Origin of the sequence: Halorussus salinus (assembly GCF_004765815.2) — an archaeon.
GTDB classification, from domain to species: Archaea; Halobacteriota; Halobacteria; order Halobacteriales; family Haladaptataceae; genus Halorussus; species Halorussus salinus.
This window is the reverse complement of record NZ_ML974129.1, coordinates 297,177-322,389: the sequence shown is the minus strand read 5'-3', so window position 1 is coordinate 322,389 and position 25,213 is coordinate 297,177. Positions and strand designations below refer to the sequence as shown.

Annotated in this window: 26 protein-coding genes; 16 read left to right on the top strand and 10 right to left on the bottom strand. The window is 67.6% G+C overall.

The features are described from left to right. Nucleotides 1–275: 275 nt before the first annotated feature. Nucleotides 276–2,321, bottom strand: coding sequence for a bacterio-opsin activator domain-containing protein (locus EPL00_RS13505; RefSeq protein WP_135854679.1), 2,046 nt, complete (start codon nucleotides 2,319–2,321; stop codon nucleotides 276–278). A 144-nt stretch (nucleotides 2,322–2,465) separates the two neighbouring features. On the opposite strand from EPL00_RS13505, the gene EPL00_RS13500 reads away from it, so the two are divergent. The 3 genes from EPL00_RS13500 (at nucleotide 2,466) to EPL00_RS13490 (ending at nucleotide 5,539) form a co-directional block, all read left to right on the top strand. After that, nucleotides 2,466–4,190: a glutamate--tRNA ligase gene (locus EPL00_RS13500; protein ID WP_135854678.1), complete on the top strand. Its 1,725-nt coding sequence runs from the start codon at nucleotides 2,466–2,468 to the stop codon at nucleotides 4,188–4,190. 41 nt (nucleotides 4,191–4,231) lie between these two features. Beyond that, complete coding sequence (locus EPL00_RS13495; RefSeq protein WP_135854677.1) at nucleotides 4,232–4,726, top strand: hypothetical protein; 495 nt, start codon at nucleotides 4,232–4,234, stop codon at nucleotides 4,724–4,726. A gap of 138 nt (nucleotides 4,727–4,864) precedes the next feature. After that, on the top strand, nucleotides 4,865–5,539 hold the full coding sequence (locus tag EPL00_RS13490; protein ID WP_135854676.1) for a hypothetical protein: 675 nt from the start codon (nucleotides 4,865–4,867) through the stop codon (nucleotides 5,537–5,539). A gap of 36 nt (nucleotides 5,540–5,575) precedes the next feature. Here EPL00_RS13490 and EPL00_RS23590 read toward each other — a convergent pair whose 3' ends face one another. Next, nucleotides 5,576–5,734 (bottom strand): hypothetical protein, encoded by a 159-nt coding sequence (locus tag EPL00_RS23590; protein ID WP_202932642.1) that lies wholly within the window; start codon nucleotides 5,732–5,734, stop codon nucleotides 5,576–5,578. 99 nt (nucleotides 5,735–5,833) lie between these two features. Between EPL00_RS23590 and EPL00_RS13485 the strand changes: the two genes are divergently transcribed. After that, entirely contained in the window at nucleotides 5,834–6,121 is a 288-nt protein-coding gene (locus EPL00_RS13485) for a HalOD1 output domain-containing protein (RefSeq protein WP_162224219.1), read from the top strand. Between the two features lie 14 nt (nucleotides 6,122–6,135). On the opposite strand, the gene EPL00_RS13480 is transcribed toward EPL00_RS13485, so the two are convergent. Next, nucleotides 6,136–8,583, bottom strand: a complete 2,448-nt coding sequence (locus EPL00_RS13480; protein ID WP_135854675.1) for a tRNA(Met) cytidine acetyltransferase TmcA domain-containing protein — start codon at nucleotides 8,581–8,583, stop codon at nucleotides 6,136–6,138. 98 nt (nucleotides 8,584–8,681) lie between these two features. Beyond that, nucleotides 8,682–9,647 carry a cysteine synthase A gene (gene cysK / locus EPL00_RS13475; protein ID WP_135854674.1) on the bottom strand — a complete coding sequence of 322 codons (966 nt, stop codon included), beginning with the start codon at nucleotides 9,645–9,647 and terminating at the stop codon, nucleotides 8,682–8,684. A 249-nt stretch (nucleotides 9,648–9,896) separates the two neighbouring features. Between cysK and rpl7ae the strand changes: the two genes are divergently transcribed. From rpl7ae to EPL00_RS13450, 5 genes are all read left to right on the top strand, one after another. Beyond that, nucleotides 9,897–10,259: a 50S ribosomal protein L7Ae gene (rpl7ae, locus tag EPL00_RS13470; protein ID WP_135854673.1), complete on the top strand. Its 363-nt coding sequence runs from the start codon at nucleotides 9,897–9,899 to the stop codon at nucleotides 10,257–10,259. Between the two features lie 12 nt (nucleotides 10,260–10,271). Continuing rightward, nucleotides 10,272–10,499 carry a 30S ribosomal protein S28e gene (locus tag EPL00_RS13465; RefSeq protein WP_135854672.1) on the top strand — a complete coding sequence of 76 codons (228 nt, stop codon included), beginning with the start codon at nucleotides 10,272–10,274 and terminating at the stop codon, nucleotides 10,497–10,499. Between the two features lie 3 nt (nucleotides 10,500–10,502). Further along, nucleotides 10,503–10,694 carry a 50S ribosomal protein L24e gene (locus EPL00_RS13460; RefSeq protein WP_135854671.1) on the top strand — a complete coding sequence of 64 codons (192 nt, stop codon included), beginning with the start codon at nucleotides 10,503–10,505 and terminating at the stop codon, nucleotides 10,692–10,694. Then, nucleotides 10,691–11,158, top strand: coding sequence for a nucleoside-diphosphate kinase (ndk, locus tag EPL00_RS13455; protein ID WP_135854670.1), 468 nt, complete (start codon nucleotides 10,691–10,693; stop codon nucleotides 11,156–11,158). Before EPL00_RS13460 ends, ndk begins: the two co-directional genes overlap by 4 nt. Nucleotides 11,159–11,350: 192 nt before the next feature. Then, nucleotides 11,351–12,004: a glycerophosphodiester phosphodiesterase gene (locus EPL00_RS13450; RefSeq protein ID WP_135854669.1), complete on the top strand. Its 654-nt coding sequence runs from the start codon at nucleotides 11,351–11,353 to the stop codon at nucleotides 12,002–12,004. A 547-nt stretch (nucleotides 12,005–12,551) separates the two neighbouring features. Here the strand turns inward: EPL00_RS13450 and EPL00_RS13445 are convergent. The 3 genes from EPL00_RS13445 to EPL00_RS13435 are packed head-to-tail and all read right to left on the bottom strand — an operon-like array spanning nucleotide 12,552 to nucleotide 14,971. Then, nucleotides 12,552–13,109: a hypothetical protein gene (locus tag EPL00_RS13445; protein WP_238398203.1), complete on the bottom strand. Its 558-nt coding sequence runs from the start codon at nucleotides 13,107–13,109 to the stop codon at nucleotides 12,552–12,554. Further along, a complete protein-coding gene (locus EPL00_RS13440; protein WP_135854668.1) occupies nucleotides 13,099–14,793 on the bottom strand; it encodes a sodium/proline symporter in 1,695 nt (564 codons plus the stop codon). The genes EPL00_RS13445 and EPL00_RS13440 overlap by 11 nt, the downstream gene beginning before the upstream one ends. Next, nucleotides 14,783–14,971, bottom strand: a complete 189-nt coding sequence (locus EPL00_RS13435; protein ID WP_135854667.1) for a hypothetical protein — start codon at nucleotides 14,969–14,971, stop codon at nucleotides 14,783–14,785. Before EPL00_RS13435 ends, EPL00_RS13440 begins: the two co-directional genes overlap by 11 nt. Before the next feature lie 199 nt (nucleotides 14,972–15,170). Between EPL00_RS13435 and EPL00_RS13430 the strand changes: the two genes are divergently transcribed. From EPL00_RS13430 to EPL00_RS13410, 5 genes are all read left to right on the top strand, one after another. Continuing rightward, nucleotides 15,171–17,678: a penicillin acylase family protein gene (locus tag EPL00_RS13430; protein ID WP_135854666.1), complete on the top strand. Its 2,508-nt coding sequence runs from the start codon at nucleotides 15,171–15,173 to the stop codon at nucleotides 17,676–17,678. Beyond that, entirely contained in the window at nucleotides 17,675–18,058 is a 384-nt protein-coding gene (locus tag EPL00_RS13425) for a hypothetical protein (protein WP_135854665.1), read from the top strand. The genes EPL00_RS13430 and EPL00_RS13425 overlap by 4 nt, the downstream gene beginning before the upstream one ends. A gap of 133 nt (nucleotides 18,059–18,191) precedes the next feature. Further along, entirely contained in the window at nucleotides 18,192–19,088 is an 897-nt protein-coding gene (locus tag EPL00_RS13420) for a 16S ribosomal RNA methyltransferase A (protein WP_135854664.1), read from the top strand. Further along, nucleotides 19,085–20,257, top strand: a complete 1,173-nt coding sequence (locus EPL00_RS13415; RefSeq protein WP_238398201.1) for a mechanosensitive ion channel family protein — start codon at nucleotides 19,085–19,087, stop codon at nucleotides 20,255–20,257. Before EPL00_RS13420 ends, EPL00_RS13415 begins: the two co-directional genes overlap by 4 nt. Next, on the top strand, nucleotides 20,254–20,853 hold the full coding sequence (locus EPL00_RS13410; protein WP_135854663.1) for a HemK2/MTQ2 family protein methyltransferase: 600 nt from the start codon (nucleotides 20,254–20,256) through the stop codon (nucleotides 20,851–20,853). Before EPL00_RS13415 ends, EPL00_RS13410 begins: the two co-directional genes overlap by 4 nt. On the opposite strand, the gene EPL00_RS13405 is transcribed toward EPL00_RS13410, so the two are convergent. Beyond that, the gene (locus EPL00_RS13405; protein ID WP_135854662.1) at nucleotides 20,850–21,440 is read right to left on the bottom strand and encodes a hypothetical protein; all 591 of its coding nucleotides are present in this window, start codon (nucleotides 21,438–21,440) and stop codon (nucleotides 20,850–20,852) included. The genes EPL00_RS13410 and EPL00_RS13405 overlap by 4 nt on opposite strands. A gap of 132 nt (nucleotides 21,441–21,572) precedes the next feature. Between EPL00_RS13405 and EPL00_RS13400 the strand changes: the two genes are divergently transcribed. After that, nucleotides 21,573–22,586 carry a 5-methyltetrahydropteroyltriglutamate--homocysteine methyltransferase gene (locus EPL00_RS13400; RefSeq protein WP_135854661.1) on the top strand — a complete coding sequence of 338 codons (1,014 nt, stop codon included), beginning with the start codon at nucleotides 21,573–21,575 and terminating at the stop codon, nucleotides 22,584–22,586. Further along, nucleotides 22,583–23,650, top strand: coding sequence for a methionine synthase (locus tag EPL00_RS13395; protein WP_135854660.1), 1,068 nt, complete (start codon nucleotides 22,583–22,585; stop codon nucleotides 23,648–23,650). The genes EPL00_RS13400 and EPL00_RS13395 overlap by 4 nt, the downstream gene beginning before the upstream one ends. Nucleotides 23,651–24,233: 583 nt before the next feature. On the opposite strand, the gene EPL00_RS13390 is transcribed toward EPL00_RS13395, so the two are convergent. Both EPL00_RS13390 and EPL00_RS13385 read right to left on the bottom strand, forming a co-directional pair. Further along, nucleotides 24,234–24,815 (bottom strand): DUF655 domain-containing protein, encoded by a 582-nt coding sequence (locus EPL00_RS13390; RefSeq protein ID WP_135854659.1) that lies wholly within the window; start codon nucleotides 24,813–24,815, stop codon nucleotides 24,234–24,236. A gap of 41 nt (nucleotides 24,816–24,856) precedes the next feature. Then, nucleotides 24,857–25,213, bottom strand: coding sequence for an RNA polymerase Rpb4 family protein (locus tag EPL00_RS13385; RefSeq protein WP_135854658.1), 357 nt, complete (start codon nucleotides 25,211–25,213; stop codon nucleotides 24,857–24,859).

Sequence of the window (25,213 nt, the reverse complement as noted above, 5' to 3'; positions counted from 1 at the left end):
CAGGCCGGGGTGTCCGCTCTCGCTCCACAAACTCCAAGTCAATCCACGAACTAGAACCACTGAGGCGGTTGAATTTGGTCATAGAGCAACCGAAGAACGACCGCCTCGCTCTTAACTGAACACGGCCGAGCGAATAGAGTCGTGATTCATAGCGGGTGACCTCCGCTCGAATCTTACGCCAGAGGGGACAACAAACCTATGCCTCAATAGTGAGGTACGCCCGGTAGAGAGTGTCAAGCGCCGAATATCAACCGTTTTAGAGGTCGAACGAACGTTCACTCACCCGACGTTTGGAGGTCCAGAAAGGTGCCGACGAGTTTCCGTTGTGCGGCCTGTAGATGCTGGTGAAGCGTCGGCGACGAGACGCCCAGCGACTCGGCGACTTCCGCGCCGGTACTCTCGCGCGGGTACTCGTAGTAGCCCGCGAAGTAGGCCGCTTGGAGGGCGGTCCGCTGCTTCTCGGTCAGGTTCTCGGCCAGCGTCTGGCGGAACTCTTGGGTCGTGTGAATCGGCCGGTCTACCTCCTGTTTGCTCACGAGTTCGGCCTCGGGGTAGGTGGTCCGGAACTCCTCTACCACGCCCCGCACGTTCACGTCCGACGACGCCTCGGCGACGCACCGGACGACGCCCCCGTCGGCGGTCGCCGAGGTGACGACCGTTCCGGCCTCGACCAGTTGGTTGACGCCCGACTGGGCGGAGTGAATCTCGAACAGGCAGGTCTCGTCGTCGGCGGTCACGAGGCGGTACTCGTCCACGGTCGGAGACTCGTCCATTCGGTCGGCGAGAGCGTCGGCCGACACGCCCTCGACCGCGACGTATTCGAGCAACCGGTCGCCCGACAGGCCGACGAGTCCCTCCAGCGAGAACCGACAGTCGAGTTCCGACGAGATGCGACCGAAGCCTCGCGCGGGGTTCTCGACGCGGAACTCCAACTCGACCGCCGTGTCCGACAGCAGTAGGTTGCGGTTCTTGACCGCGTTGATGGCGAACGCGACGATTTCTCCCAGCGTCTCCAGCGCGGTCAGTTCCCGGTCGCCGAACGTGCCGGTGCAGGCCCCGCTGACGCCGAGGAGGCCGTAGTTGGTCGTGCCGTAGGTCAACGGCACGAGGACCGCCGTGGACATTCCCAACTCCTCCATGAGTTCGCGCTCTCGCTCGGAGATGATGTCCGAGTCGGCCACGTCCGCGACGACGACCGACTCGTCGTCGCCGACGACCCGCGAGAACGCGTTCTCGGCGTCCGTCCGGGCGCTGGTCGCCTCCACGAGTCGCTCGATTCGCTCGCGCTCGATGCCCGCCACCGCACTGGGGGTCATCCGCTCGTTTTTCACCCACGGGCCGCCGATCCACGCGAACTGGTAGAACTCCGAGGAGGCCAACTCGTCGCAGACGATGCGCTCTATCTCGTCGCGGGTCGCCGACCCGACCAGCGACTGGAGGGTGTCGTTGATGAGACCGTTGATGCGGTTGAGTCGGGTGAGTTCGTCGCGACTCTCGGCGAGGCGGCGCTCGCTCTCCCGGCGCTCGGTCACGTCGCGGGCGACCCAGACGACCGCCTCGCGGCCCTCGATGGTGTCGCCCAGCGGCGCGGTCCGGCCCTCGTACCAGCGTTCGCCCGTCTCCGTCTCGACCTCGTACTCGACGGTCTCGACGCCGCCGGTTTCCAGCGTCCGGTGGACGAGGTTTAGAAAGCTGTCGGCCTGCTCGGCCGGGAAGGCGTCGTGGAGTCGCTTGCCGACCAACTGCTCCTGTTGGACCGTCCGCAGGTCCTTACTGCTCGGCCCCGACAGCACCTCCAGATATCGGCCGTTCTCGTCCAGCACGAAGGCCACGTCGGGGAACGCGTTGGTCAGTTCCCGGAGTCGGTCGCCGCTGACGCCCGACTCGGTCTCGACGCTGGCGGCCGCGACCGCGCGGTCCACGCGCTCGCGGAGCGTCTCACCGTCGGCGTCTTTCGGCAGGTAGTCGGTCGCGCCGACGCCGAACGCCTCGCTGGCGACCGTCTCGCTCCCCGACCCGGTGTAGAGGACGAACGGGAGGTTGGGGTGGTCGTCCCGGACCGTTTCGAGGAGGGCCAGTCCGTCGTCGTCGGGCAGTGCGTACTCGCTGACGACGCAATCGACGGTGCCCTCGGCGGTGAGGACCTCGCGCGCCGCCGCGGCGGTCGGGACGGTAGCGAGCGAGACCTCCTCGGCGTCGGCGAGCGCGGGCGGAGGCTCCTCGGCGTCCACGTAGAGGATTCGGACGGTGCGGACGGCGGACCGACCGCGTCCGTCGGCGGCGGACTCGTCGGGTAACTGCCTCGACTGCTCGGATGTCACGTTCTTACGGGGCGTACGCTCCCGCGAACGTAAGGGTCTTGGTCATTCCGCTGACTTGTCGGCGCGAATCCAGTCGAATCCGGACGAGTCCCGACCGAGGAGAATCCGGACGAGTTTTCCCGACGACGGTGTAACTCCTCGGCAATGAACGACGAACTCCGCGAGCGAATCGAGACGGAGGCAGAGAAGCACGCGCTCGTCAACGCGGTCAAACACGAGAGCGAGGCCGACGTGGGCGCGGTGATGGGACCGCTGATGGGCGAGAACCCCGACTTCCGCCAGCACGGCGACGAGATTCCCGGCGTCATCGCGCCGGTGGTCTCGCGGGTCAACGAGTCGAGCGTCGAGGAGCGCCGCGAGCGACTCGGCGAACTCGCGCCCGACTGGTTGGAGGAGATAGAGAGCGAGGACGACGAGGACGACCAAGTTCTCCCGGACCTGCCGAACGCCGACGGGTACGACCAGATTCGGATGCGGTGTGCGCCCAACCCCAACGGCCCGTGGCACATGGGCCACGCCCGGATGCCCGCGGTCATCGGCACCTACGCCGACGAGTACGACGGCGAGTTCATCGTCCGGTTCGACGACACCGACCCCGAGACCAAGCGCCCGATGCTGTCGGCCTACGACGAGATTCTGGACGAAATCGAGTATTTGGGCTTCGAACCGGCCGAGGTCTACCGGGCGAGCGACCGCCTCGAAACGTACTACGACCACGCCCGCGACCTCATCGAGAAGGGCGGGGCCTACACCTGCTCGTGTTCCGGCGAGGAGTTCTCGGACATGAAGAACTCCGCGGAGGCCTGCCCCCACCGCGACAAGGACCCCGAGACGACCATGGCGGAGTTCGAGGCGATGGTGGACGGCGAGTACGAGTCCGGCGAGATGGTCCTCCGGGTCAAGACCGACATCGAACACAAGAACCCGGCCCTGCGCGACTGGGTCGGCTTCCGCATCATCGACACGCCACACCCCCGCGATGAGGCCGAAGACTACCGGTGCTGGCCGATGCTCGACTTCCAGTCGGGCGTGGACGACCACCTCACGGGCGTCACCCACATCATCCGGGGCATCGACCTGCAGGACTCCGCGAAGCGCCAGCAGTTCGTCTACGACTACTTCGACTGGGAGTACCCCGAGGTCATCCACTGGGGCCACGTCCAAGTGGACGAGTACGACGTGAAGATGTCCACCTCCACGATTCGGGAACTCATCGAGGACGGCCAACTCGACGGCTGGGACGACCCCCGCGCGCCGACCATCCCGAGCGTCCGCCGTCGCGGGATTCGCGGCGAGGCAATCGTGGACGCGATGGTCGAACTCGGCACCTCGACCAGCAACGTGGACTTGGCGATGAGTACGGTCTACTCGAACAACCGCCAGCGCATCGACGACGGTGCGGACCGCTACTTCTTCGTCCGCGAGGAGCACGCCGACTTCACGCTGTCTGGCGACCACCCCGAGGAGGCCCACCCGCCGGTCCACCCCGAACACGACGACCGGGGCACCCGCGACATCGACGCCGGAACGCGCGTCCGAATCGAGGAGGGCGACGTGCCCGCCGACGGCGAGCGCATCTGGCTCAAGGGCTTCGGCTGTTTCCGACGCGAGGACGACGACCTCGAATACGTCGGCGACGACATCTCGGCGGTCCGCGACGAGGGCGTGGACGTGATTCACTGGGTCCCGGCCGACACCGCGGTCCTGACCCGGATGCGGACGCCCGACGGCGACGTGGTGGGCTACGCCGAACCCGGCTTCCGCGACACCGCGGAAGACGAGATGGTGCAGTTCGAGCGCGTCGGCTTCGCCCGCGTGGACGACCACGAGGAACACGACGAGAGCGTCGCCTACTTCGCCCACGAGTAGTCAGCGAAAGGTACACGTCACTTCACCGAACAGCCCCGGTAATGCGCCGCGCCTGCCTCGCCCTCGCGCTCGCCGCACTCCTCGCGTTCGCCGGTTGCTCGTCGCTCGCGCCTCGAACCGACGCCCCCGAGACTCCCGAGGAGCCGCCCGTCTTCCGAAGCGTCACGGTGGACAATTACGACAATCAGAGCCACACCGTCGAAGTCGTCGTCCTGCACGAGGGCGAAGTGGTCCACTGGACGACGCGCCGAGTCGCGGGCAAAGAGGAGGACGAGACGCGCGGGACCGTCGTCCACGGCGCGACTGTTGACCCGCCGGAGATAGCGAACACCACGCGCCGATACACCGTTCTCGTCCGCCTCGACAATCGTAGTTCCGGCGAGCGGTACGACCTCCCGGCCGACCGACTCTCGGAGTGCTACAGCGTTGGCGCGGTGATTCGGGACGGCGAACTCGACGGGCCGGTCGTCCGTCACTGGAACGACGACGTGTACGACTACTGTTCCGACCCGACGACGGACGCCGACCGACGGTAGCCGTTCGACGTTACTGCCGGTTTCTTCAAGAACGATACACACAGCTTAAAGGCGTACGTAGGTTGCTCTTAGGAGCCACGGATCGAACCCCACGCCGCGTCCACAAAACTCATCCCGTTCCTGTCAGTCCGACAGCGTATGAACAGACTCGTCGTGAACGTCGTCGCCCTCGTCGTCTCCCCGGCGCTCGTCGCCACCGGATTCCTCACCGGGATTCGTCGCCTGCTCGGCGGGCGACTCGACGGTCGAGCTGTCCCCGGCGACTGGACCGCTCTCGTCGTGGTCGCGCTCGGGGGGTATCTCCTCGGCCATCCGTTCTATCCCGAAGTGGTCCCGCTCGTCAGGGCGTCTACCCCGTGGCTGTTCGCCGTCGGGGGCGCGTATCTCATCCTCGGTGCGATGTCCTTGGTCGCCGCCCGCGCCCGGCGGTTCTCCGCGGTCGGGGCGTACGCCACCGCGCTTCTGGCTATCGCGGTCGCCGTTCTGGCCGCTCACGGCCCCGACCCGGACGCAATCGTCCGTCTCGTCGTCGGGAGCGACGTGGGGCCGCCGCTGTACACGTCGGTTCCCGCGGCGCTGCTGTTCGCGCTCGGGTACGCCGACTGCGACGACGGACACGGGTTCTCGCACCCGGTTGCGCTCGTGTTCGTCTCGTACGCGCTCCTGTTCGCCAACTCGATTCCGCTGACCGAGCGCGTCCGCGGTCCGGTGGGCCTGTTTTTCGTCGTCTTCGGGAGCATCGGCGTCCTCGTCGGGATTCCGACGTATCTCCTCGGACGCTCGCTGGGGTCGGCCGTCGCCGAGGAGCCGTAACCACAGTCACGGTCGGCGGTTCGGAACGTCGGGCGGTCACGGCCACTCGTCGTCGTCCGCTATCGGGTCGGCGACCACGCCGTCTCGCCGGGCCAGCACGCGGGCGTGGGCCGCACAGACTACGCGGTCGTCCGCCCACGGGACGTGAAGTCTGACCGTCGCGGTGGACGCACAGTCCGTCTCGGTACACTCCATGGGCGATACGTACGGGACTAGTTCACAAATGCTTAGGTACTTTAAAAAGGCTCACTGGTAAACCACGTGACTCACCCCCCGGAACGAGTTAGCCACGGTATGGATGAATCGAACGTTACGTACACCGATGGCGACATCGAAACCCGCCACATCTCCGGAGGACCGCCGAGCGAAGCGGTCGTGCTGGCCGTCGCCGACGCCCGCGACCGCGACCCCATCGACCTCCCGCCGCTGAACGACACGCTGGACCCCGACGCCCTCGACGCGCTGTTCGCCGAGACGGCCTCGGGGCGTCCGCGAACCGGCGGTCGCGTCACCTTCGAGTACGCTGGCTGTACCGTGGCCGTGTTCGGGTCCGGCGACGTAGTGGTGAAGGCGGGCGACTGAGCGGTCGGGACTCGCTACTCTTGTTCCGCGTAGCGCCGCCTCTCGGCCATCGCGGCGTCGTCGCCGTAGCGGTCCACCAGCGGCTCGTAGGCGTCGCCGAGCGCCCGCATGCACTGGCCCGCCGAGTGGAAGCCCAGTTCGTCGGCCACCTCCGGCCACGGGTGGCCCTGCAACACTTTCCTCACGAGGAGACCCTCCTCGCGCGCCGAGAGGGTCGCCTCTTCTTCGCTCGCGCTCTCGTCGCCCGCGTCCACGAAGTACCGGAGCGCGACCCGTCGGAAGGGCCGAGGAGCGGCGTCGTAGAGGCCGGGACCGTACGCGCTCGCCGCGACCGCTCGCCAGTCCCACGCCGAGAGGTCGAGTTCGACCGACGCATCGACCGACCGCAGAAGCGCCCGAACCACGTCGGGGTCGGCGTCTCGGAGGGGGTCGGCCAGCATCGAGGAGACCCGCGAGGCGAACCAGTCGGCGTGGCGGTCGTGGAGCGCCGCGCCCGCCTCGGTCAGGGGGTCGAGCATCAGCGCCGAGTACTCCCCGCTGGTGTCGTTTCTGGTGGTCGAGAGTTGGACCGTCCGGTAGCCGTTCGCGCGCCAGAACCGCAGGAGTTCGGGTGTCGCGCCGTAGCCGACGCCGAGCCAGTCCAACTCGCCTTCGAACTCCGCGCGAATCTCGCCGAGGAGCCGCGACCCCAAGCCCCGCGAGCGAACCGCGTGGTGGGTGGCGATGCGCATCACGCGCCGCCCGACCGGGACTCCGGCCTCCTCGTCCCGGAGTTGGGAGGTCAGCACGTCGGGGAGCATGTTGCCCCGCACGCGGCCGCCCTCGTACATGTGTTCGCGCACGTCCGCGGGTAGGCCGCCCTCGCGCGCGAGGAGCGCGACCGCGACGACGTGCGGGCGTCCGGTTGCGTCGTCGCCGCGACCGGTCGCGTCCTCGTCGTCCCTCCCGCCGGTCGCACTGCCCTCCCGGACGAGCGCCCGAACCGTCAGGTTCGGCGCGTCCAGCAGTCGCGCGAGGTCGTCGGGTTCGGTCCGGTAGTGGGCCAACACCAGCAGGCCGAACGCCTCCCGGAGCAGGGTCTCGTCGGCGAGCAACTCCTCGGGCGAGAGCGCGCGGTACGCGACGGACTCCGGGTCGGCGTCGGCGACCGCCGCGTCCACCGGCGGCCGAGCGTCGAGCAGGAGCGCGCGGAACGCCCACACCTCCACGGGGTCGCCCGCGGCGTACCGGATGGGTTCGGCGAGTCCGGTCTCGACGACCTCGTGGTCGCTCTCGGCGAGGCGGTCGCGGAACCGGACCGAGAACCCCCGTCCAGCGCCCTCGTAGCCGTGAATAGTCGTGGTAAAGGCGACCTTCGGAGCGGCCAAGAAGCGTTCGAGCAGGCGGACCGACAGCGCCGCGGCCTCGTCCACGAAAACTGCGTCGGGGGCGTCGGCGGCGTCGTGAGCGTCGGCGGCGTCGGAGGATTTCGGTTCGCCGGACTCGCCGAGCAGACTCGAGGCCTCGGTCGGGTCGGCGAATCTGACGCGGCCTCCGCCAGCCGTTTCGATGCTCTTGGGCGGGTCGTGGTCGGTCTCGACCTCGTAGCCGAGCGCCTTCAGCAGTTCGTGCGCGCGGACGAACACCTCCCGACAGCTCCGGTACTCCGGGGCCGTGACCAACACGTCCGCGCCCTCGGCGGCGAGGCTCCCGGCCGCGATGCCCGCCGCGCTGGACTTGCCCCGGCCGCGGTCGGCCTCCACGACGACCGCGGTCCTCTCGTCGTCCCGCGAGTCGCCGTCGGTCTCTCGCAGGGCTTCCAACTCGCGGACGACCGACATCTGGCCGTCCGTGAGACACGCCTCGTAAGCCGCGTCCGGGAACCCACGGTCGGCGGGGAGTTCGGCCGAACCGCCCGCGGGCGACCCGACCGGCGCTCCCTCCTCGGCGGTCGAGAGCCGCGGCGCGGGGTGGGTCAGCCCGTCGCGCTCGACCGTCTCGGAGTCCGCGTCGAAGACGGCGATACCGGGATGAGAGCGGAGCGTCTCGGCGAACCGCCGCCGGAAGTGGCCCGTCACGGCGTCCGCGTCGTCTGGCGGGACCGCAAGCGTGCGGTCGAAATCGGTGCGCCCGTCGGGCCACGAGTCGAGGTCGGGGGCCAGCAAGACGAGCAGGCCGCCCCCGTCCACCGCCCCGACGACCCGGCCGAGCGCGTTCGGCCGGAAGTCGGCGTGGGCGTCGAAGACCACGCAGTCGCGGGTGGTCCCCAGCAGGCGGTCGGCGTGCTTCGGGCCGACGCGCTCGCAGTCGAGACTGCCGGTGCCGACCAGCGTTGTCTCGTCGCGGTCGAGTCCGGCCGCGTCGAGCGCGGCGTCCGCGGCCTCGTAGCAGGCGTCCCGGTCGCCGGTGAGGACGAGGAGTCGCCGCTCGTCGGTCGCGCGGGCCTCCTCGCGGAGCGCGGCCGCGACCGATTCGAGAGTCATGGCCGAGCGTTGGCGCGAGCGGGGTAAGGGGATTTCGCACCGCGTCGGAACGCGCTCGCTCCGAGCGCGGCCGGTGACAGAATCGACCGCGAGTGGCGCTACTCGTAGAGGTCCGTCGAGAGGTACCGCTCGCCGGTGTCGGGGAGCATCGTCACGACCGTCTCATCGGGGTTCTCGCGGGCGTACTCGGCCGCCGCGGCGACCGCCGCGCCCGCCGAGACGCCGACCGCGAGGCCCTCGGTTCGGGCCAGTTTCCGGGCGGCGTCCTTGGCGGTCTCGCCCTCGACCGCTCGAACCTCGTCCACGAGTTCCGTCCGGAGGATGTCGGGCACGAACCCCGGTCCGATGCCTTGGATGTCGTGGCCCTCGGCCGACTGCTCGGAGAGGGTCGGCGACGCGGCGGGTTCGACCGCGACCGAGGAGAAGTCGTCACGGCCGCGCTCCTCTTTGACGTACTCCGAGACGCCGGTGATGGTCCCACCGGTCCCGACGCCAGCGACGAACGCGTCCACCTCGCCCCCGGTCGCCCGCCAGATTTCGGGGCCGGTCGTGCGCCGGTGGGCGCGGGGGTTGGCCTCGTTCTCGAACTGGCGCGCGAGGAGGCCGCCGCGTTCCTCGGCCAACTCCTCGGCGCGCCGGTTCGCGCCGCCCATCCCCTCGTCGGCGGGCGTGAGGACCAGTTCGGCCCCGAGTGCCCCCAAGAGCGCGCGGCGCTCGTCGGACATCGACTCGGGCATCGTCAACACGAGGTCGTAGCCGCGGGCCGCGCACATCGCCGCGAGTCCGATGCCGGTGTTGCCGCTGGTCGATTCGACCACCACGCCGTCCGGGCCGAGTTCACCGGCCTCCTCGGCGGCGTCCAGCATCTCGCGGGCGATGCGGTCTTTCACCGAGTAGGGGTTCCGGCCGTCCACCTTCCCGAGGAGGTTGTCGGCGAACGCGTCGAGGGCGAGCAGGGGCGTCCCGCCCACGAACTCCTCGATGGACTCGGCGATTTCGGGGGACTCCTCGTCGGCCGACGCCGCGGCTTCGGCGGACCTTCCGGAGAGGCTCGATTCGGTCATCGGTGAAGTTACTCGCGGTTCGCCGGTAGTCGTTGGGTCGCACATCTTCGGTCCCGCCGGAGTGTTGCCGGAAGCGACGACGCCGATTCCCGTGCGTTCCTTTCGCACGCCCTCGGCGCATTTGAAAGCGCTTTTAAGGGGTGACGAACTACGCAAGGGTACGACCTGCGTGCGGTTGATGATGCTCCTAGCCGCACAGGATACGCCCGGCAGGGGAGCCTGAGCCGACGCGCAGGGAGGTGAACAACCATGCCAGTGTACGTAAACTTCGACGTCCCAGCCGACCTCCAAGACAGCGCCATCGAGGCGCTCGAGGTCGCCCGAGACACCGGAACCGTCAAGAAAGGAACCAACGAGACGACCAAGGCAGTCGAGCGCGGCAACGCGGACCTCGTCTACATCGCCGAGGACGTTCAGCCCGAGGAGATCGTCATGCACCTGCCTGAACTCGCCGACGAGAAGGGCATCCCCTTCATCTTCGTCGAGACGCAGGACGACATCGGTCACGCCGCCGGACTCGAAGTCGGAAGCGCCGCCGCCGCGGTCACCGACTCCGGCGAGGCCGAAGACGACATCGAGGACATCGCCGACAAGGTCGAGGAACTTCGCTGAGGTGGTTGAGTTATGAGTGCAGAGGAATCCGAAGAAGAAGGCTCCACGCCCGCCGAAGTGATCGAAATCGTCGGCAAGACGGGGATGCACGGCGAGGCCATGCAGGTCAAGTGCCGCATCCGTGAGGGCGAGAATCAGGGCCGCATCATCACGCGGAACTGCCTCGGCCCCGTCCGCGAGGGCGACGTGTTGCAACTGCGCGAGACCGCACGCGAAGCCGACTCCATCGGAGGTCAGTAACCAATGCCCCAATCCCGAGTTTGTGACTTCTGTGGCGACGACATCGAGCCCGGCACGGGCACGATGTTCGTCCGCACGGACGGCAGTACGGTCCACTTCTGCTCGGCGAAGTGCGAGAAGAACGCCGACCTCGGCCGCGAACCCCGCGACCTCGAATGGACCGAGGACGGCAGTACCGAGGAGACCGAGCGATGAGCGACGAGACCGAGCGCACCTTCGTGATGGTCAAGCCCGACGGCGTCCAGCGCGGCCTCATCGGCGAGATCGTCTCCCGATTCGAGGAGCGCGGTCTGAAGATGGTCGCCGGGAAGTTCATGCAGATGAGCGAGGACCTCGCTCACGAACACTACGGCGAACACGAGGGTAAGCCCTTTTTCGAGGGTCTCGTGGACTTCATCACGTCCGGTCCCGTCTTCGCGATGGTCTGGGAAGGCCAAGACGCGACCCGGCAGGTCCGCAAGATGATGGGCGAGACCGACCCGGCCGAGTCCGCGCCCGGCACCATCCGCGGCGACTTCGGACTCGACCTCGGTCGCAACGTCATCCACGGGTCGGACCACGAGGACGAAGGCGCGAACGAGCGCGAAATCGACCTCTTCTTCGACGACGAGGAGTTGGTCGATTACGAGCGCATCGACGAGACGTGGCTGTACGAATAACGGCCTGACGCGGCTTTTCGTTCCATTTTCCGTATTTTTCGGTTCGAGAGTGGCCACGCTTCGGTCGGTGACTCCTCGGCGGTTCGACCTCGGCAGTTCGCGGGCGACTCCTCGGTATCTCGACCGCCTGTCTGCTTCTCGGCACTCCGGCCAGCCACCAACCCCTTGCTTGTCCGGAACGAAGCTCCCGACGTGCAGTTAACCGCCCACCGCGGGTTCGGCGACCAGCATCCCGAGAACACCGTCTGCGCGGCCCGGCGCTCGTCGCGGTTCGCCGACGCGGTGGAAATCGACGTTCAGCGGTGCGGAACGGGCGAACTCGTCGTCTCCCACTGGAACGAGGTCGAACTCGTCACCGACGGCCGGGGCGAGGTCGCGGAGTTGTCGGCGACCGAACTCGCCGACCTCAGGGTCGACGAGTCCGACTGCGGCATCCCCCTGCTGACCGAAGTGCTGGCCGCGATTCCGCCGGAGGTGGACCTCAATATCGAAATCAAGGAGACCGGCGTGGTCGCGGACCTCCTCGCGGCGCTGGAGGGCGTGGAGAACGACGTTGTAATCTCGTCGCTCCACCCCGACCCGCTCTGGCGCACCCGGATGCTGGACGACGAGATTCCCTTGGCGTTCAACTTCGACGTGCGCCCGGAGGCGAACTTCGAGACCGCCACGGCGCTCGATTGTGCGTATGCCAATCCCCACTGGACGCTCTGTTTCGCCACCGACTTCGTAGAGCGCGCTCACGACGCGGGCATGGAGGTCCACGCGTGGCCGGTCGGGTCGCAGGCGCTCGCGTGGGCGCTCGCACGGCGGGGCGTAGACGGGCTGATTCTCACGAAACCGCTCTGAGAGACGGGACCAGTAGTTCGATTTCGGGAATCTGCTGTCGGCTCGCCATCGTTTGAATCAGTGTTAGAAGTACTTCTAACTCTCGGGAGATACGGTGTAGAAAGCCCCCGCCCGCTCGCGGTCGCTGGCCGACATATCGTCGGTTCGCCTTCGGCTCACCTCCGATAGCGGTCGGTCAGACGACCACGTACACGCGAGCGGGCGGCCCCTTTCAGCCCACCCAAACGACTCTGGTTGGCTGGCCGAGCGTCTGCCGGTGGACTGTCGCGTCGGGCGCGCGCCTCGGACCTCCCCAACCTCCTCCGTCACTCCCTCACTGCGTTCGGTCGTTCCGTCGTCCACCGGAAGACAACCCGCGTCTTCCGAGCCTGCACTCACGTCCGTTCGCGCAGACCTCGCGCGCTCGCCGCGACCCTCGTGGTCGCGTCGCACGCGCCGAGGAGGTCCGAGAAGCAACTCGCTTGGAGACGCAAATCACCGAGCGCGTCGCCGACGGTCGGTCCGGTATCGTCCGCGAAAAATGAAACGAGGCGCGAAAACAGCGGAGTCAGTCGTCCAGCGGGCGCTCGTTCCCGTTGACGCTGTCGAGAATCACGTCGCCGTCCGGGCGCTCGGCGAGCCAGAACAGCTTGTAGGCGTCCACCGTCCGTGCGAACTCGACTTCGGGCACGTCGCCCAGAATCGAGGTCCGGAGCGTCCACTTGAACGCGGCGTCGCGGGCCTTCTCGTCGGCCTGCTCGGGCGAGAGTTCGCTCGGCAGGACCAGCGCGTCCGCGACGGTCCGGGTCTCGAACTCCGGCACCGTGTCGGCGCGAAGCGAGAGGCGACGCGAGCAGTCCACGCTGACGACCCGGCGGTCTCTCCGGGGCGACATGAACGGCCGGGCCACCTCGACCTCCGCCTCGTAGACGCGGTAGGGGTAGGCCACCGCGCCGACTCGTCCCGAGGAGGCGACCTCCTCGCGGGCGATGGCGGGCCGGATGACCGGGAGTTCGACCTCGTCGTGGTGGGTGCCGACCAGCGGATGCTGTCGGGTCGGCTCGGACTCCGGCTCTCCCTCGTCGCCGCGGTCGGCGGCGTCCGGCGCGTCGGCGTCAGCGCTCATCGTCGTCCCAGTAGCCCGACGCGGCGACGTGGCCGCGGATGTTGTCGGCCTCGGTCACGACCTTCGGCGAGGTGTCGTCGTTCGTCCCGCCGTCGGTGGCGTAGTCGGGCGCACTGCCGTCGGCGATGACGGCCGAGAGTGGCTTGTCGAACACGTCGAAGTGGTCCTCGACGCCCGCGGGCGGTTCGGTGAACAGCGAGACCGTGACCAGCGTAATCACCGAGACGATGAACGCCGGGAACAGGCCGTAGACGCCGACGAGACCCGAGAGGAACGCCGAACTCTCGACCGTCGCCGAGAGACCGAGGAGGTCGATGACGGTCGAGAGCTGGGTCCACAGAATCATCGTGGACGCGCCGACGACCATGCTGGCGACCGACCCCTTAGCCGTCACGCGCTTCCACCAGAGCGTGGCGATGACCGTCGGGCCGATGGCGGCCCCGAGGCCGCCCCACGCGTAGTCGAGGACGAGCGTGTAGATGGGCGTACTCTTGGCGAGGTAGGCGAACGCGACGCTCGCCGCGCCGAGGCCGAAGGTGACGTACCGCGAGTAGGCCACGAGTTCCTCCTCGGTGGCGTCCTGATTGAAGAAGCCGTGATACACGTCCTCCACGACCGCGCTGGTGGCGACCAGCAGTTGGGAGTCGGCGCTGGACATCATCGCGGCGAGCGCGGCCGCGAGGACGATACCGGCGATTGCGCCGGGCAGGAGGTCGAGGGTCAGCATCGGCATCACCTCGTCGCCGTTCGTGATGGCACCCTCGCCGAACGTGGCGACGGCGTAGAGACCGACCAGCGCCGCGCCGACGTACGCGACGAACATGAACAGCTGGGCGACCAGCGCGGCGGTCCGGATGTTCTTCACGCGGTCGATGCCCATGAACCGGACCATGATGTGGGGGTTGCCCGGCACCCCGAGACCGATGGCGGCGTAACTGATGATGCCGAAGACGGCGGCCCAGCCAGCGGTTCCGGCCGTGATGCTGGTCATCGACTGGCCAGCGGTGGCCGCCACCTCGTCGAAGGGCAGGCCCATGTTGGTGAACGCGATGACGGGCAGGAGGATGAACGCCCCGAGGATGATGGCTCCTTGGAAGTAGTCGGACCACGCGACGGCGAAGTAGCCCCCGAGGAAAGTGTAGCCGATGACGATGACGCCGCCGACCAAGATGCCGACCCACGGCTCGATGCCGGTCAGAATCTGAAGCAAGGTCCCGGCCGCGACGATTTGGGCACCGACGTAGCCGCCCTCGAACAGCATGAGGACGACCGCCGAGACGCCCTTGACCGCGCCGGTGTCGTCGCCGAGTCGGGTGGCGAAGAACGTCGGGAGCGTCACCGACCGGACGAGTTCGGTGTACTTGCGGAGTCGCTTGGCGATGCCAGCCCACGCGAACAGGTCGGCCGGAATCATCCCGAGTCCGTTGAGGAACGCCATGATACCGGTGCTGTAGGCGTCAGAGGGCACGCCGAGGGTGAGCCAGCCGCTCATCTCGGAGGCCCGCTCGGAGAAGCCGGTCACGACGGGACCGATTTCGCGCCCGCCGATGACGTAGTCGCCCACCGAGTCCATGAACCGCGAGGAGTAGAGGCCGATGCCCAACAGGACGACCAGATAGAGTGCGAAGGTGCCCAGCACCCAGACGCCCGCGTCGCCCGCGAGTCCGCCCCCGCTACTCTGCATGGTCGGCCTCCTCGGTGCGGTCCCAGCCCGTTTGCGAGGCGTCTCTGCTCTCGTCGTAGCGTTCCCGAAGACGCTGTTCGCGCTTGCCTTCCCAGACGTAGTAGGCTATCAGCATGACGAAGAAGACGACGTACGGTCCGACGAGACCGAACCAGTCGAGTGTACTCATGGCGGGCATTGTCACCGATATCGTAATCAAACGTCCTATTTTACTCTGTCGATAGAACGCGGTTAAATTCATCTCTCGGGCATTTTAGACCGTCTAAGTTGCTCGTATGCGTTCCCCACCCCACACTTATACGCTGGCCGAGGAGAAACGCCGAACAACGCACGCGGCGTGGAACAGCGATTTTATGTGAGAACCGCCACACCTCGGTATGGACATAGATACCACGCGACGCGCGCTCGTCGCCGCCATCGTCGGCGGCGGCGCGGTCGGCGGGTCGCTCTCGCCGGTCAGGGGGTATCTCGACCGGTTCGCGCCCTACTCCGGGTCGGCGTGGCGGGACGCGACCGACCGGACGAACCGGCGCGTCGAGAGTCCCTACGGCCCGGCGACGGTGCGCTACGACGACCATGGGACCGCGCACGTCGAGACCGGCGAGGCGCACCACGTCTCGGACCGTGCGAGTAGCGCAGAGCGAGGCTCTGCGAACCATTCGAGCGGCCAGCGACCGCGAGAAGGCGGCGAAAGCCGCGAGGAGGGCGGCCCGTCGGGCGAACGGGCGCTCTACTTCGCGGTCGGCTACGCGCAGGCCGCCGACCGGCTCTTTCAGATGGACCTCCAGCGCCGGGTCATGCGCGGGCAACTCTCGGAAGTGGTCGGCGAGCGCGCGCTCGACTCCGACGAGTTCCACGTGAAGATGGACTTCGTCGGCGGCGCGGAAGCGAACCTCGAACTCCTCGACGGGACGCCGACCGGCGAGGCGGTCGAGGCGTTCTGCGAGGGCGTCAACGCCTGCCGGGAACGGGAAGCCCTGCCCCTCGAATTCGGCCTGCTGGAGTACGAACCGGACCCGTGGACGCCCGCCGACACGATGCTGATGGAACAGCAGATTTCGTGGGGACTGACCGGGAGTTTCTGGACACTCCGGCGCGAACGACTCGCCCGGAAACTCGGCGAGGAGACCGTCGATGAACTCTACCCCTTCCGGTTGGACCACGACGTGCCGATTATCCGCGAGGGCGACGGCGAGGCCTCGGGCGCACAGAGTCGGGGGAATCGTCGGGCCGTCTCGCCGTCGGGCGACTTCGAGGGAGGGGAACTCCTCGATTGGCTCGCCGACTTCGAGTCACCGCCGGGCGTCGGGTCGAACAGTTGGGTGGTCTCGGGCGACCGGACCGCGAGCGGGAAACCCATCGTCGCCAACGACCCGCACCTCTCGCTGATGGCTCCGCCGGTTTGGTACGAGATGAACCTCCGGTCCGACGACGTGAGCGTCCGAGGAGTGACGTTCCCCGGCGTCCCGTTCGTCGTCATCGGCGAGAACGACGCGGGCGCGTGGGGATTCACCAACTCGGGAGCCGACGTTATCGACTTCTACAGCTACGAGACCGACGAGTCGGGCGACCGGTACCGCTACGAGGGCGAGTGGCGCGAGTTCGAGACCGACGAGCGGACCATCGAAGTCAGCGACGCCGAGGACCGGACCGTCACGGTCCGCAAGACGGTCCACGGGCCGCTACTGGAACGCGAGGGCCAGCGGGTCGGCGTCTCGTGGACCGGCCACACCGCGACCCGGACCTCGGCGGCGATTCACGAGTACAGCGAGACCGACGGGATGGACGACTTCCTCGCGGCGACCGAGAAGATGGACCTGCCGACCCAGAACGTCGTCTACGCCGACCGGGACGGGAACACCCTATTCTACGTCACGGGGAAGATTCCGATTCGCACGGTAGGTAACGACGAGGTTTGGGGAACGCGGGTGTTCGACGGGTCGGCGGGCGAGGCCGAGTGGGAGGGCTTCGAGCCGTTCGGCGTCTCGTCGTGGGAGGGGTTCGTCCCCTTCGACGAGAAGCCCCACGTCCTGAATCCGGACTACCTCGGCACGGCGAACCAGCGCGTCGAAGACGACCCTGACCACTACGTCGGCGAGCAGTACGCGACGCCCTACCGGGGGCAGCGACTCTACGAGCTGTTGGACGAGCGCGCCGACGCCGACGAGCCGATGGACCCCCAGTTCATGCGCCGGATGCAACGCGACGCGAAGTCGGCCCGCGCCGAGCAGGTCGTGGACGAACTCGTCGCGGCCGCGGAGGGCGAGGACGGACTCGGCGACGCCGCCGCCGCGCTCCGGGACTGGGACGCCCGGATGGTACGGGACTCGCGCGCCGCGCTCGTCTTCCTGAAGTGGTTCGAGCGGTTCCGCGACGAGACCTTCGGCGACGAGTTCGAGGCCAACGACCTCGACGCCGAGGACTACCCGAACGACTGGGTGCTGGCGACCCTGCCCGAAGACAGCCGGTGGTTCGGCGACGAGGGCCGCGAGGCGGTGATGGTCCGGGCGCTCCGGGCCGCGCTGGACGACATCGAGGAGGGCGCGACCTACGGCGACTACAACACCACCGCGGCCATCACCCACCCGTTCGACCAGTCGTTCTTGAACTACCCCGCGTACCCGACCGACGGGTCGGCCTACACGCTGAACAACTACCGCAAGGAGTCGGCGGTCGGGAGCAGTTGGCGGCAGGTCTGCCCGATGGCCGAGCGCGAGCAGTCGGTCTGCGTCCTGCCGGGCGGCAACTCCGGGGAGTACTTCTCGGACCACTACGACGACCAACTCCGGCTCTGGGCCGACGGGAAGTACAAGTCGATGAGCCGCGAAATCCGCGGCGAGACGGCCATCGAGTTCGAGGCCGCCGACTCGGAGGGCGACCGATGAGCGGTCTCCTCGGAGACCGCGGCGCTGGCTCCCGCGACGCCGGTCCGTTCGGGAGCGCGCTCGCGGAGATTCGGGGCGACCGGCGAGCGCGGTGGGCCGCGCTCGTCGGCGGCGCGGCGGTCGGTCTCGCGGCGGCGTGGCTCCACTGGTACGGCTTCCTGCTGGGGGGCGCGCTGGTCGGTCTCTCCTCGAAGGACCTCAAGCGCGCCCTCGCGGCCGGAGTCGGCTTCGGCCTGCTGGCGTGGGCCGTCTTCGCCGGACTCGTCGCCGCGAACGGCGGACTGGTCCGGTACGCCGAGATGGGCCGCCTGCTCTATCTGAGCGTCGGGATTCCGGTCGGTCTCTCCACGCTCGGGTCGCTCCTTCGAGGAGCGGTCTGAGACCGCGATTCCCGGCCGGGAGCCGATTTCGCTGGCCGACGATGGGACCGCACCGTCGGGTCGCCGAGCGGTCCGCCGTTCGTCTCAGCGACTCGGTGGCTTTACCCACTTCCGGTTGCTACCCGGTGATAACATGACCGACGCACGCGACGCGGAGGGCGACCTCCGCGACCCCGACGCCCTCCTCAGACGGGCGGGCGTCCAGGGCAACCCCGACCGGGACCAGCACTTCCTCGTGGACGACCGGGTTCTCGACCGACTGCCGGAGTACGCGCTCGAAGCGGAGTTCGACCTCTCGCACGTCCTCGAAATCGGGCCGGGGACCGGCGCGCTGACCGACCGTCTCCTCGCGGTCGCCGACGAAGTGACCGTGATAGAGCGCGACCGGGACCTCGCGGCCTTCCTGCGCGAGGAGTTCGCCGACGCAATCGCGGCCGGACGCCTGACGGTCGTGACCGGCGACGCGCTCGACGTGGACCTCCCCGACTTCTCGGCCTGCATCTCGAATCTCCCCTACGGCGTCTCCAGCGAGATTACCTTCCGACTCCTCCCGCGCGGGAAGCCGACGCTGTTGATGTTCCAGAAGGAGTTCGCCGAGCGCATGGCCGCCGACGTGGGCACCGACGACTACGGTCGCCTCTCGGTGAGCGCCCAGCACTACGCCGACGTGGAAGTGGTCGAACCCGTACCCAAGGAGGCGTTCTCGCCGCCGCCGGAGGTCGAGAGTGCCGTCGTCCGGACGACTCCTCGCGCGCCGAACTACGAAGTCGAGGACGAGGAGTTCTTCCTCCGGTTCGTGAAGGCCGTCTTCACCCAACGGCGCAAGACGCTCCGGAACGCGATTCGCAACACCGGCCACATCTCGGGACTGGACGACGCCGACGCGCCGGTCGCGGCCATCTCGGAGGGAAAGACGGAGTTGGACCCCGACGTACTCAGCAAGCGCGCGGGCAAGATTCCCCCCGAGACGTTCGCCGCGCTGGCGACGGTCGCCGCCGAGTACGGTCTCGACGGAGGTGAGAACGGGTGAGGGGTCCCCTCGACGACCTCCTCTCGACCATCGACCAGTTGGCGAACTTCGGCCGGGCCGAGACGGTCGCGGCGACCGCCGTCATCCTCACCGGTCTCGCCGCGGCGCTCTGGGCCGCCCGGTACGCCCGACCGAAGCTCAGGCGGCGGTTCCCGAGCCACGTCGGCGACGTAGTGTTGCTCGCCTCGCTCGCTGGCGGCCTCCTCGTGGCGACGGTCAGCCTCGTCGTCCTCTGGGGGCAAGGGACCAACGCCGCCCAAGCACTCGACCGGATCAACGCTACCGCCGGGAAGGGATTCACGGTGTTCCTCGCGCTGGCGGTGTTGGCGGCGGCGTACGTCGTTACCGGCTTCGTCAAGAAGGCCATCGACCGGTTCGCCGACGGCCACGACACCATCAGCCAGCACCAGAGCGAAATCGTCTACCGGGTCTCGCAACTCACGGTGTACGTCTCCGCGGGAGCCATCGTCCTCGGCCTCTGGAACGTGGACCTCAGCGGCCTGCTGGTCGGTGCCGGATTCCTCGGTATCGTGGTCGGTATGGCCGCCCGCCAGACGCTCGGTGCCCTGCTGGCCGGGTTCGTGCTGATGTTCTCCCGGCCCTTCGAAATCGGCGACTGGGTGGAGATAGACGACGAGGAGGGCATCGTGACCGACATCTCCATCGTCAACACGCGCATCCAGACGTTCGCGGGCGAGTACGTGATGATTCCCAACGACATCGTGAGCGGCGAGAAGATAGTCAACAAGAGCCGGAAGGGACGCCTCCGCATCGAGGTCGAAGTCGGGGTCGATTACGAGGCCGACGTGGAGCGCGCGGCCGACCTCGCCGAGGAGACCATGAAGGACTTGGACGAGGTGCTGACCGTGCCGACGCCGAAGGTCGTCCTCAAGGAGTTCGGCGACTCGGCGGTGACGTTAGTCCTGCGGTGCTGGATAGACAAGCCCAGCGCCCGCAGACAGTGGCGCGCCCGCACCGCGGTCATCCGGTCGGTCAAGGAGACGTTCGACCGCGAGGGCGTCAAGATTCCGTTCCCCCAGCGCGAACTCACCGGCCGACAGGAGTCGGGCGGCTTCCGCGTCGCTGGCGAGACCGACCTGCCGGAGGCGACCGCCGATGGCGGTGTCACCGAGGACGCGACGCCGGTAGACGGGGAGGGAGACGAATGACCGACCTCGCCGACCGCCGGGACGCCGAGACCGAGGTCTACCAGCCAGCGGAGGATTCGCACCTGCTGGCCGACGCCGCGGTCGCCGACCTCCAATCGCTCCCGAGCGACGACCGCTCCGACGCCCCGCTCGCGCTGGAGGTCGGCACCGGCTCGGGGTACGTCGCCGAGAAAGTCGGCGACGAGACCGACCTGCGGGTTCTCGGCTCGGACCTGAACCCCCACGCCTGCCGACAGGCCCGCGAGCGCGGCGTCGAGGCGGTCCGGGCAGACCTGCTCGAACCGTTCCGGGACGACGCGTTCGACGCCGTGCTGTTCAACCCGCCCTACCTGCCGACCGACCCCGACGCCGAGCGCGACGACTGGATGGAGGTCGCGCTCTCGGGCGGCGAGGACGGCCGGAAGGTCATCGAACCGTTCCTCGAATCGGTCGGCCGCGCGCTCGCGCCCGACGGGGCGGTCTACCTGCTGGTCAGCAGTCTCACCGGTGTAGACGAAGTGGTCGCACTGGCCGAGAAAGAGGGCTTCTCGGCGGTCGCGCTCCGCGACGAGTCGTTCCCCTTCGAGACGCTGACCGTGCTGAAGTTAGTGCGTTAATCTGCGGTCGCGGTCGCAGTCGTCGCGGTCGCACGTGCCGTCCCGGAGGCGGTCGCGTTTATCGGATTCGGCAACTGGTAGAGGTCCGCCGTGGTGTCCTCGTTCTCGACGGTCCGGAGCGTTCGGCCGTCTATCGTGACCTCGAAGCTCCGGTAGTCGGTCGGGAGACTCGCGCTCACCCGGAGGTCGGTCGCCGCGCGACAGTCCTCCGGGGGTGACTTGTCCTCTGGCTCGTCGGAGCGGGTCTCCTCGGGGACGGTCCGGAGGTCGATTCGGTACGCGCCCGGCGTCACCCGCGTCACCGTCGCGTCTACCGTCCGGCCGCGCTCGTGGACGACGGTGGCGTTCAGCGTCACCGCGAACGAGTGGCCGACCGCGACCTCGTGGACCCACCCGGCGTGCGCGCGGGTGTCGAGACAACTGCCGCCGGACTTGCTCACCGAGACCGGCGGCGATTCAGGGTCGGGACCGGGAGTCGACCCGGCGTCGGCCTGCCCGAGGGGCGCGCCGAACCCGGCCCACGCGACCGCCCCGACGGCGGTTCCGACGACGAAGGCGGCCGCGACCGCGGTCGTGAACTTCTCCATATCCTACACGTCCGCGAGCCGACCGAAATACTTTCTCCTCGTTCCGTGCGGGGTGTCACCACCTGACTATGACCAACAGTAATTTCCGAAGCAGAAAATATTAAGCATCGGCATTTCGTAGTGGGAGTCACAATGACCGAATACGTCGCGACGACGCCGGGAGTGTATCCCCTTCCGGACTGGGCCAAGGACGACTTGGCCGATCTGAAGGGCCACCAGAAACACGACCTCGTAGACGGCGACGAGGACGAGGAGATAGTCTCCGTCTACGACGAGGCGCGCGAGGAGGTCGTCGGTCGCCAGCAGTCCGCCGGACTCGACCGCGTGGTCGAGGGCCAACTCCGGTGGGACGACATGCTCGCGCACCCGCTGGCAGTCCACGACGCGGTGGAGACCCGCGGCATCGTCCGCTACTACGACAACAACAACTTCTACAGGGAGCCGGTCGTGACCGGCGACCTGACGTTCGACGGCGACGTGGCTGGCGAACTGGAGGCCGCCAGCGAGTTCGCGGACGACGACTCGCTACAGGCGGTCGTCCCCGGTCCGTACTCACTCGCGGACCTCGCCACCGACGAGTACTACGGCGACGACGCCGACTTCTTGGACGCGGTGGCCGAACTCCTCGCCGGAGAAATCGAGGCGTTCCCCGAGGTCGAGACGCTGTTCCTCCTCGAACCGTCGCTGGTGGAGAACCCGCCCGGTGAGGAGGCGGACGAAGACGAGCGCGCGAGCGAAGCGGTCGATACCGTCGCGAGCGCGGCAGGTGCGAACACCGACGTGGTCGTCCACACCTACTGGGGCGCGCTGGACGAGAAGGTTCACGCGCATCTCCTCGATGCCGATTTCGACGCGCTCGGTTACGACTTCGTGTCGAACTCCGAGGAGAACCTCTACAACATCAACGAGTACGGCACGAAAGACTCCATCGCGGCGGGCGTCGTGGACGGCCAGAACACGCTGGTCGAGGACGCGGGAGCCATCTCCGAGCGCGCCGACTGGTTGGTCGAGAACACCCCCGCGGCCGACTTCGAGACGGTGTACCTGACGCCGAACACCGAGTCGTTCTACCTGCCGTACTCGACGTTCGAGGAGAAGCTCGCCGCGCTGGGCGAAGCGACCGACCTCGCGGAGGTGAAAGCATGAGCCAGAACAGAGAGCAGTTCCGACCCGAGAATCACCCGAACGAACACTTCCTGCTGACGACCGTCGTGGGTAGCTACCCCAAGCCCAAGTGGCTGGACCGCGCCCGCGACCTCCACGAAGACGACGAAGCGGACTTCGACGACGCGGCGTGGAACGAAGCCAAGGACGACGCCGCGCGACTCATCACGGACGAACACGAGCGCGCCGGACTCGACGTGCTGGTGGACGGCGAGATGCGGCGCAACGAGATGGTCGAGTTCTTCGCCCACCGCATCGAGGGCTACGAGTTCAACGGGCCGGTGAAGGTGTGGGGGCACAACACCTTCGACAAGCCCTCGGTCGTCTCCGAAGTCGAGTACGACGAGTCGTGGCTGGTCGACGAGTACGAGTTCACCGCGAGCGTCACGGACAAGCCCGTCAAGGTGCCCATCACCGGCCCGTACACGCTGGCGAACTGGAGCTTCAACGAGGCCTACGAGGACACCGAGGCGCTGGCCCACGACCTCGCGGACCTCGTGAACGAGGAGATAGAGAAGTTGGTCGAAGCTGGCGCTCGCTACGTCCAGATAGACGAACCCGCGCTGGCGACGACGCCCGACGACCACGCCATCGTCGGCGACTGTCTGGAGCGGATTGCGGACGGAATCCCCGAGGACGTGCGCATCGGCCTGCACGTCTGCTACGGCGACTACTCGCGCATCTATCCCGAGATTCTGGAGTTCCCGGTGGACGAGTTCGACCTCGAACTCGCCAACGGCGACTACGACCAGTTGGACGTGTTCAAAGACCCCGAGTTCACCGCGGACCTCGCGCTCGGCGTGGTGGACGCCCACGACGCCGACGTGGAGACGGTGCCCGAAGTCAAGGAGAACATCAAGAAGGGGCTGGAAGTCGTGCCACCCGAGCAGTTGACAGTCAGCCCGGACTGCGGCGTGAAGCTCCTGCCCCGTACGGTGGCCTACGAGAAGATGGCCAACCTCGTGCAGGCCGCCCGAGAGGTCGAGCAGGAGCTAGACGACGGCGAAATCGAGGTCGAGCGGTCGGCCGTGACCGCCGACGACTGACCGGCGACTCCTCGGTTTCTACTGCTGGCGCTCGCCGAAGGGCTAAAAGGCGGCCCGCGTTCGGTCGTGGCTCCTCGTTGGCTCCGGAGCGCCGCGCGCCGCGCAACCGCTCTCGCGCTCCGGCCGGATTCAGGTCACGGACCGAGTTCGTCGCGGCTTCGTACTTGAAGGTTCGCGCGATTCGATTCTCCGCGGGCTCTCGCTCGACTGGATTGCCGAACCGGCGCGTGCGGGCGTGACATCCCGGTGTGAGGTCGTACACATCCGCGCCGCGATTGGCGACCGGTGAAACCGCGAGCGGACGCGAGTGCAGGCTCGGAGGACGCGGTTTGTCCTCCGGTGGAGTCGGCCGTGACGCGGCCGACGAGGTTGAGGAGGCGTGAGGCTCGCGGTTGCCGTGTAATCGTGGTGCTGTGCAGTCGCGGTGCTGTGCAGTCGCGTGACTCCTCGGCGTCGGAAGTCGCTCGCTTCTCACCCCGAGTCCCGGCGCTTCGATAGGGGACACGAATCGAGGCGATTCGCCAAACGACGTTGCCGAATCCGAGACCGAGGCGGACAGAAAGAGTCGGTTCGCCGACCCCGCTTACTGTTGCTGTTCCTCGACGCGCACGAACGTCCGGTACTTCAGGTCGTCCTCGCGAATCTCCTCCAAGATGCGCTCGACCAGCACCTCTTTCGGGTTGTGGAGACCGGACACTCGCTCTCCGAGGTCCTCGAAGCTCTGGAAGGGCTTTCGCTTTCGCTCCTCCAAGATGTTGTTCCGGAGCTTCTTCCCGATGCCGGGCAGGAGGTTCAACTGGTGGAGTCGGAGCGTGATGGGTTGGGCGTCGTTGTAGAAGTCCACGAAGCGCCGCTGGTCCGTCTCGACCACGTCGCGGATGGCGTGTTCGAGTTCCGACTGGGCGGCCCCCGAGAGGTCCCCGTACTCGATTTCCGTGACGTTCGCCACGAGGTCGTCGGCCGAGTCGGCGTCGAACCGGTCGGTGATGGTGAGGCTCACGTCCTCTTCGAGTGTCACCTCGAACAAACGGAACTCCTCGACACCGAGCGCGTAGGCCAACGCGGGCTTTTGATACTGCGGCCTGTCGTCGTCGGCGCGGCCGTGCGGGAGGTAGTCCAAGACGACCGCTGGCACCTGCTCGTCGTCGTCGTTCTGTTCACTCATTGTCATAGAATACGGCGACGAGCTACTTAAAGAGTTGGTGGTCAGACGTACTTCGCGACCACGTCGAGGATGTCGTCGAGTTCGTCACCCGAGAGCGTGTAGCGCTCTTGGGCGTACACCGCGCGGAGTTCGTCGCGGTCCTGCGGAAGAACGTCGGTGATCTTGTAGGCGGTCGGCTCGTCCACCTTGTCGAGTTCGAGGAGTTCCTCGACGAGTTCGCGGGACTCCTCGGCGTCGAGCGTGGCGAACCGGTTGACGTGTTCGATGGCACGCGCCAGTTCGTAGCGCATCTCGCGGTCCTCGTCCAAGGCCCGCTCCTGCTCTACGTCCCCGAGGAGTTCCTTGGCTTCCGCGGTGGTGAGGTACTCCTCCTCGACCTTTTCCTTGAATATACTCAT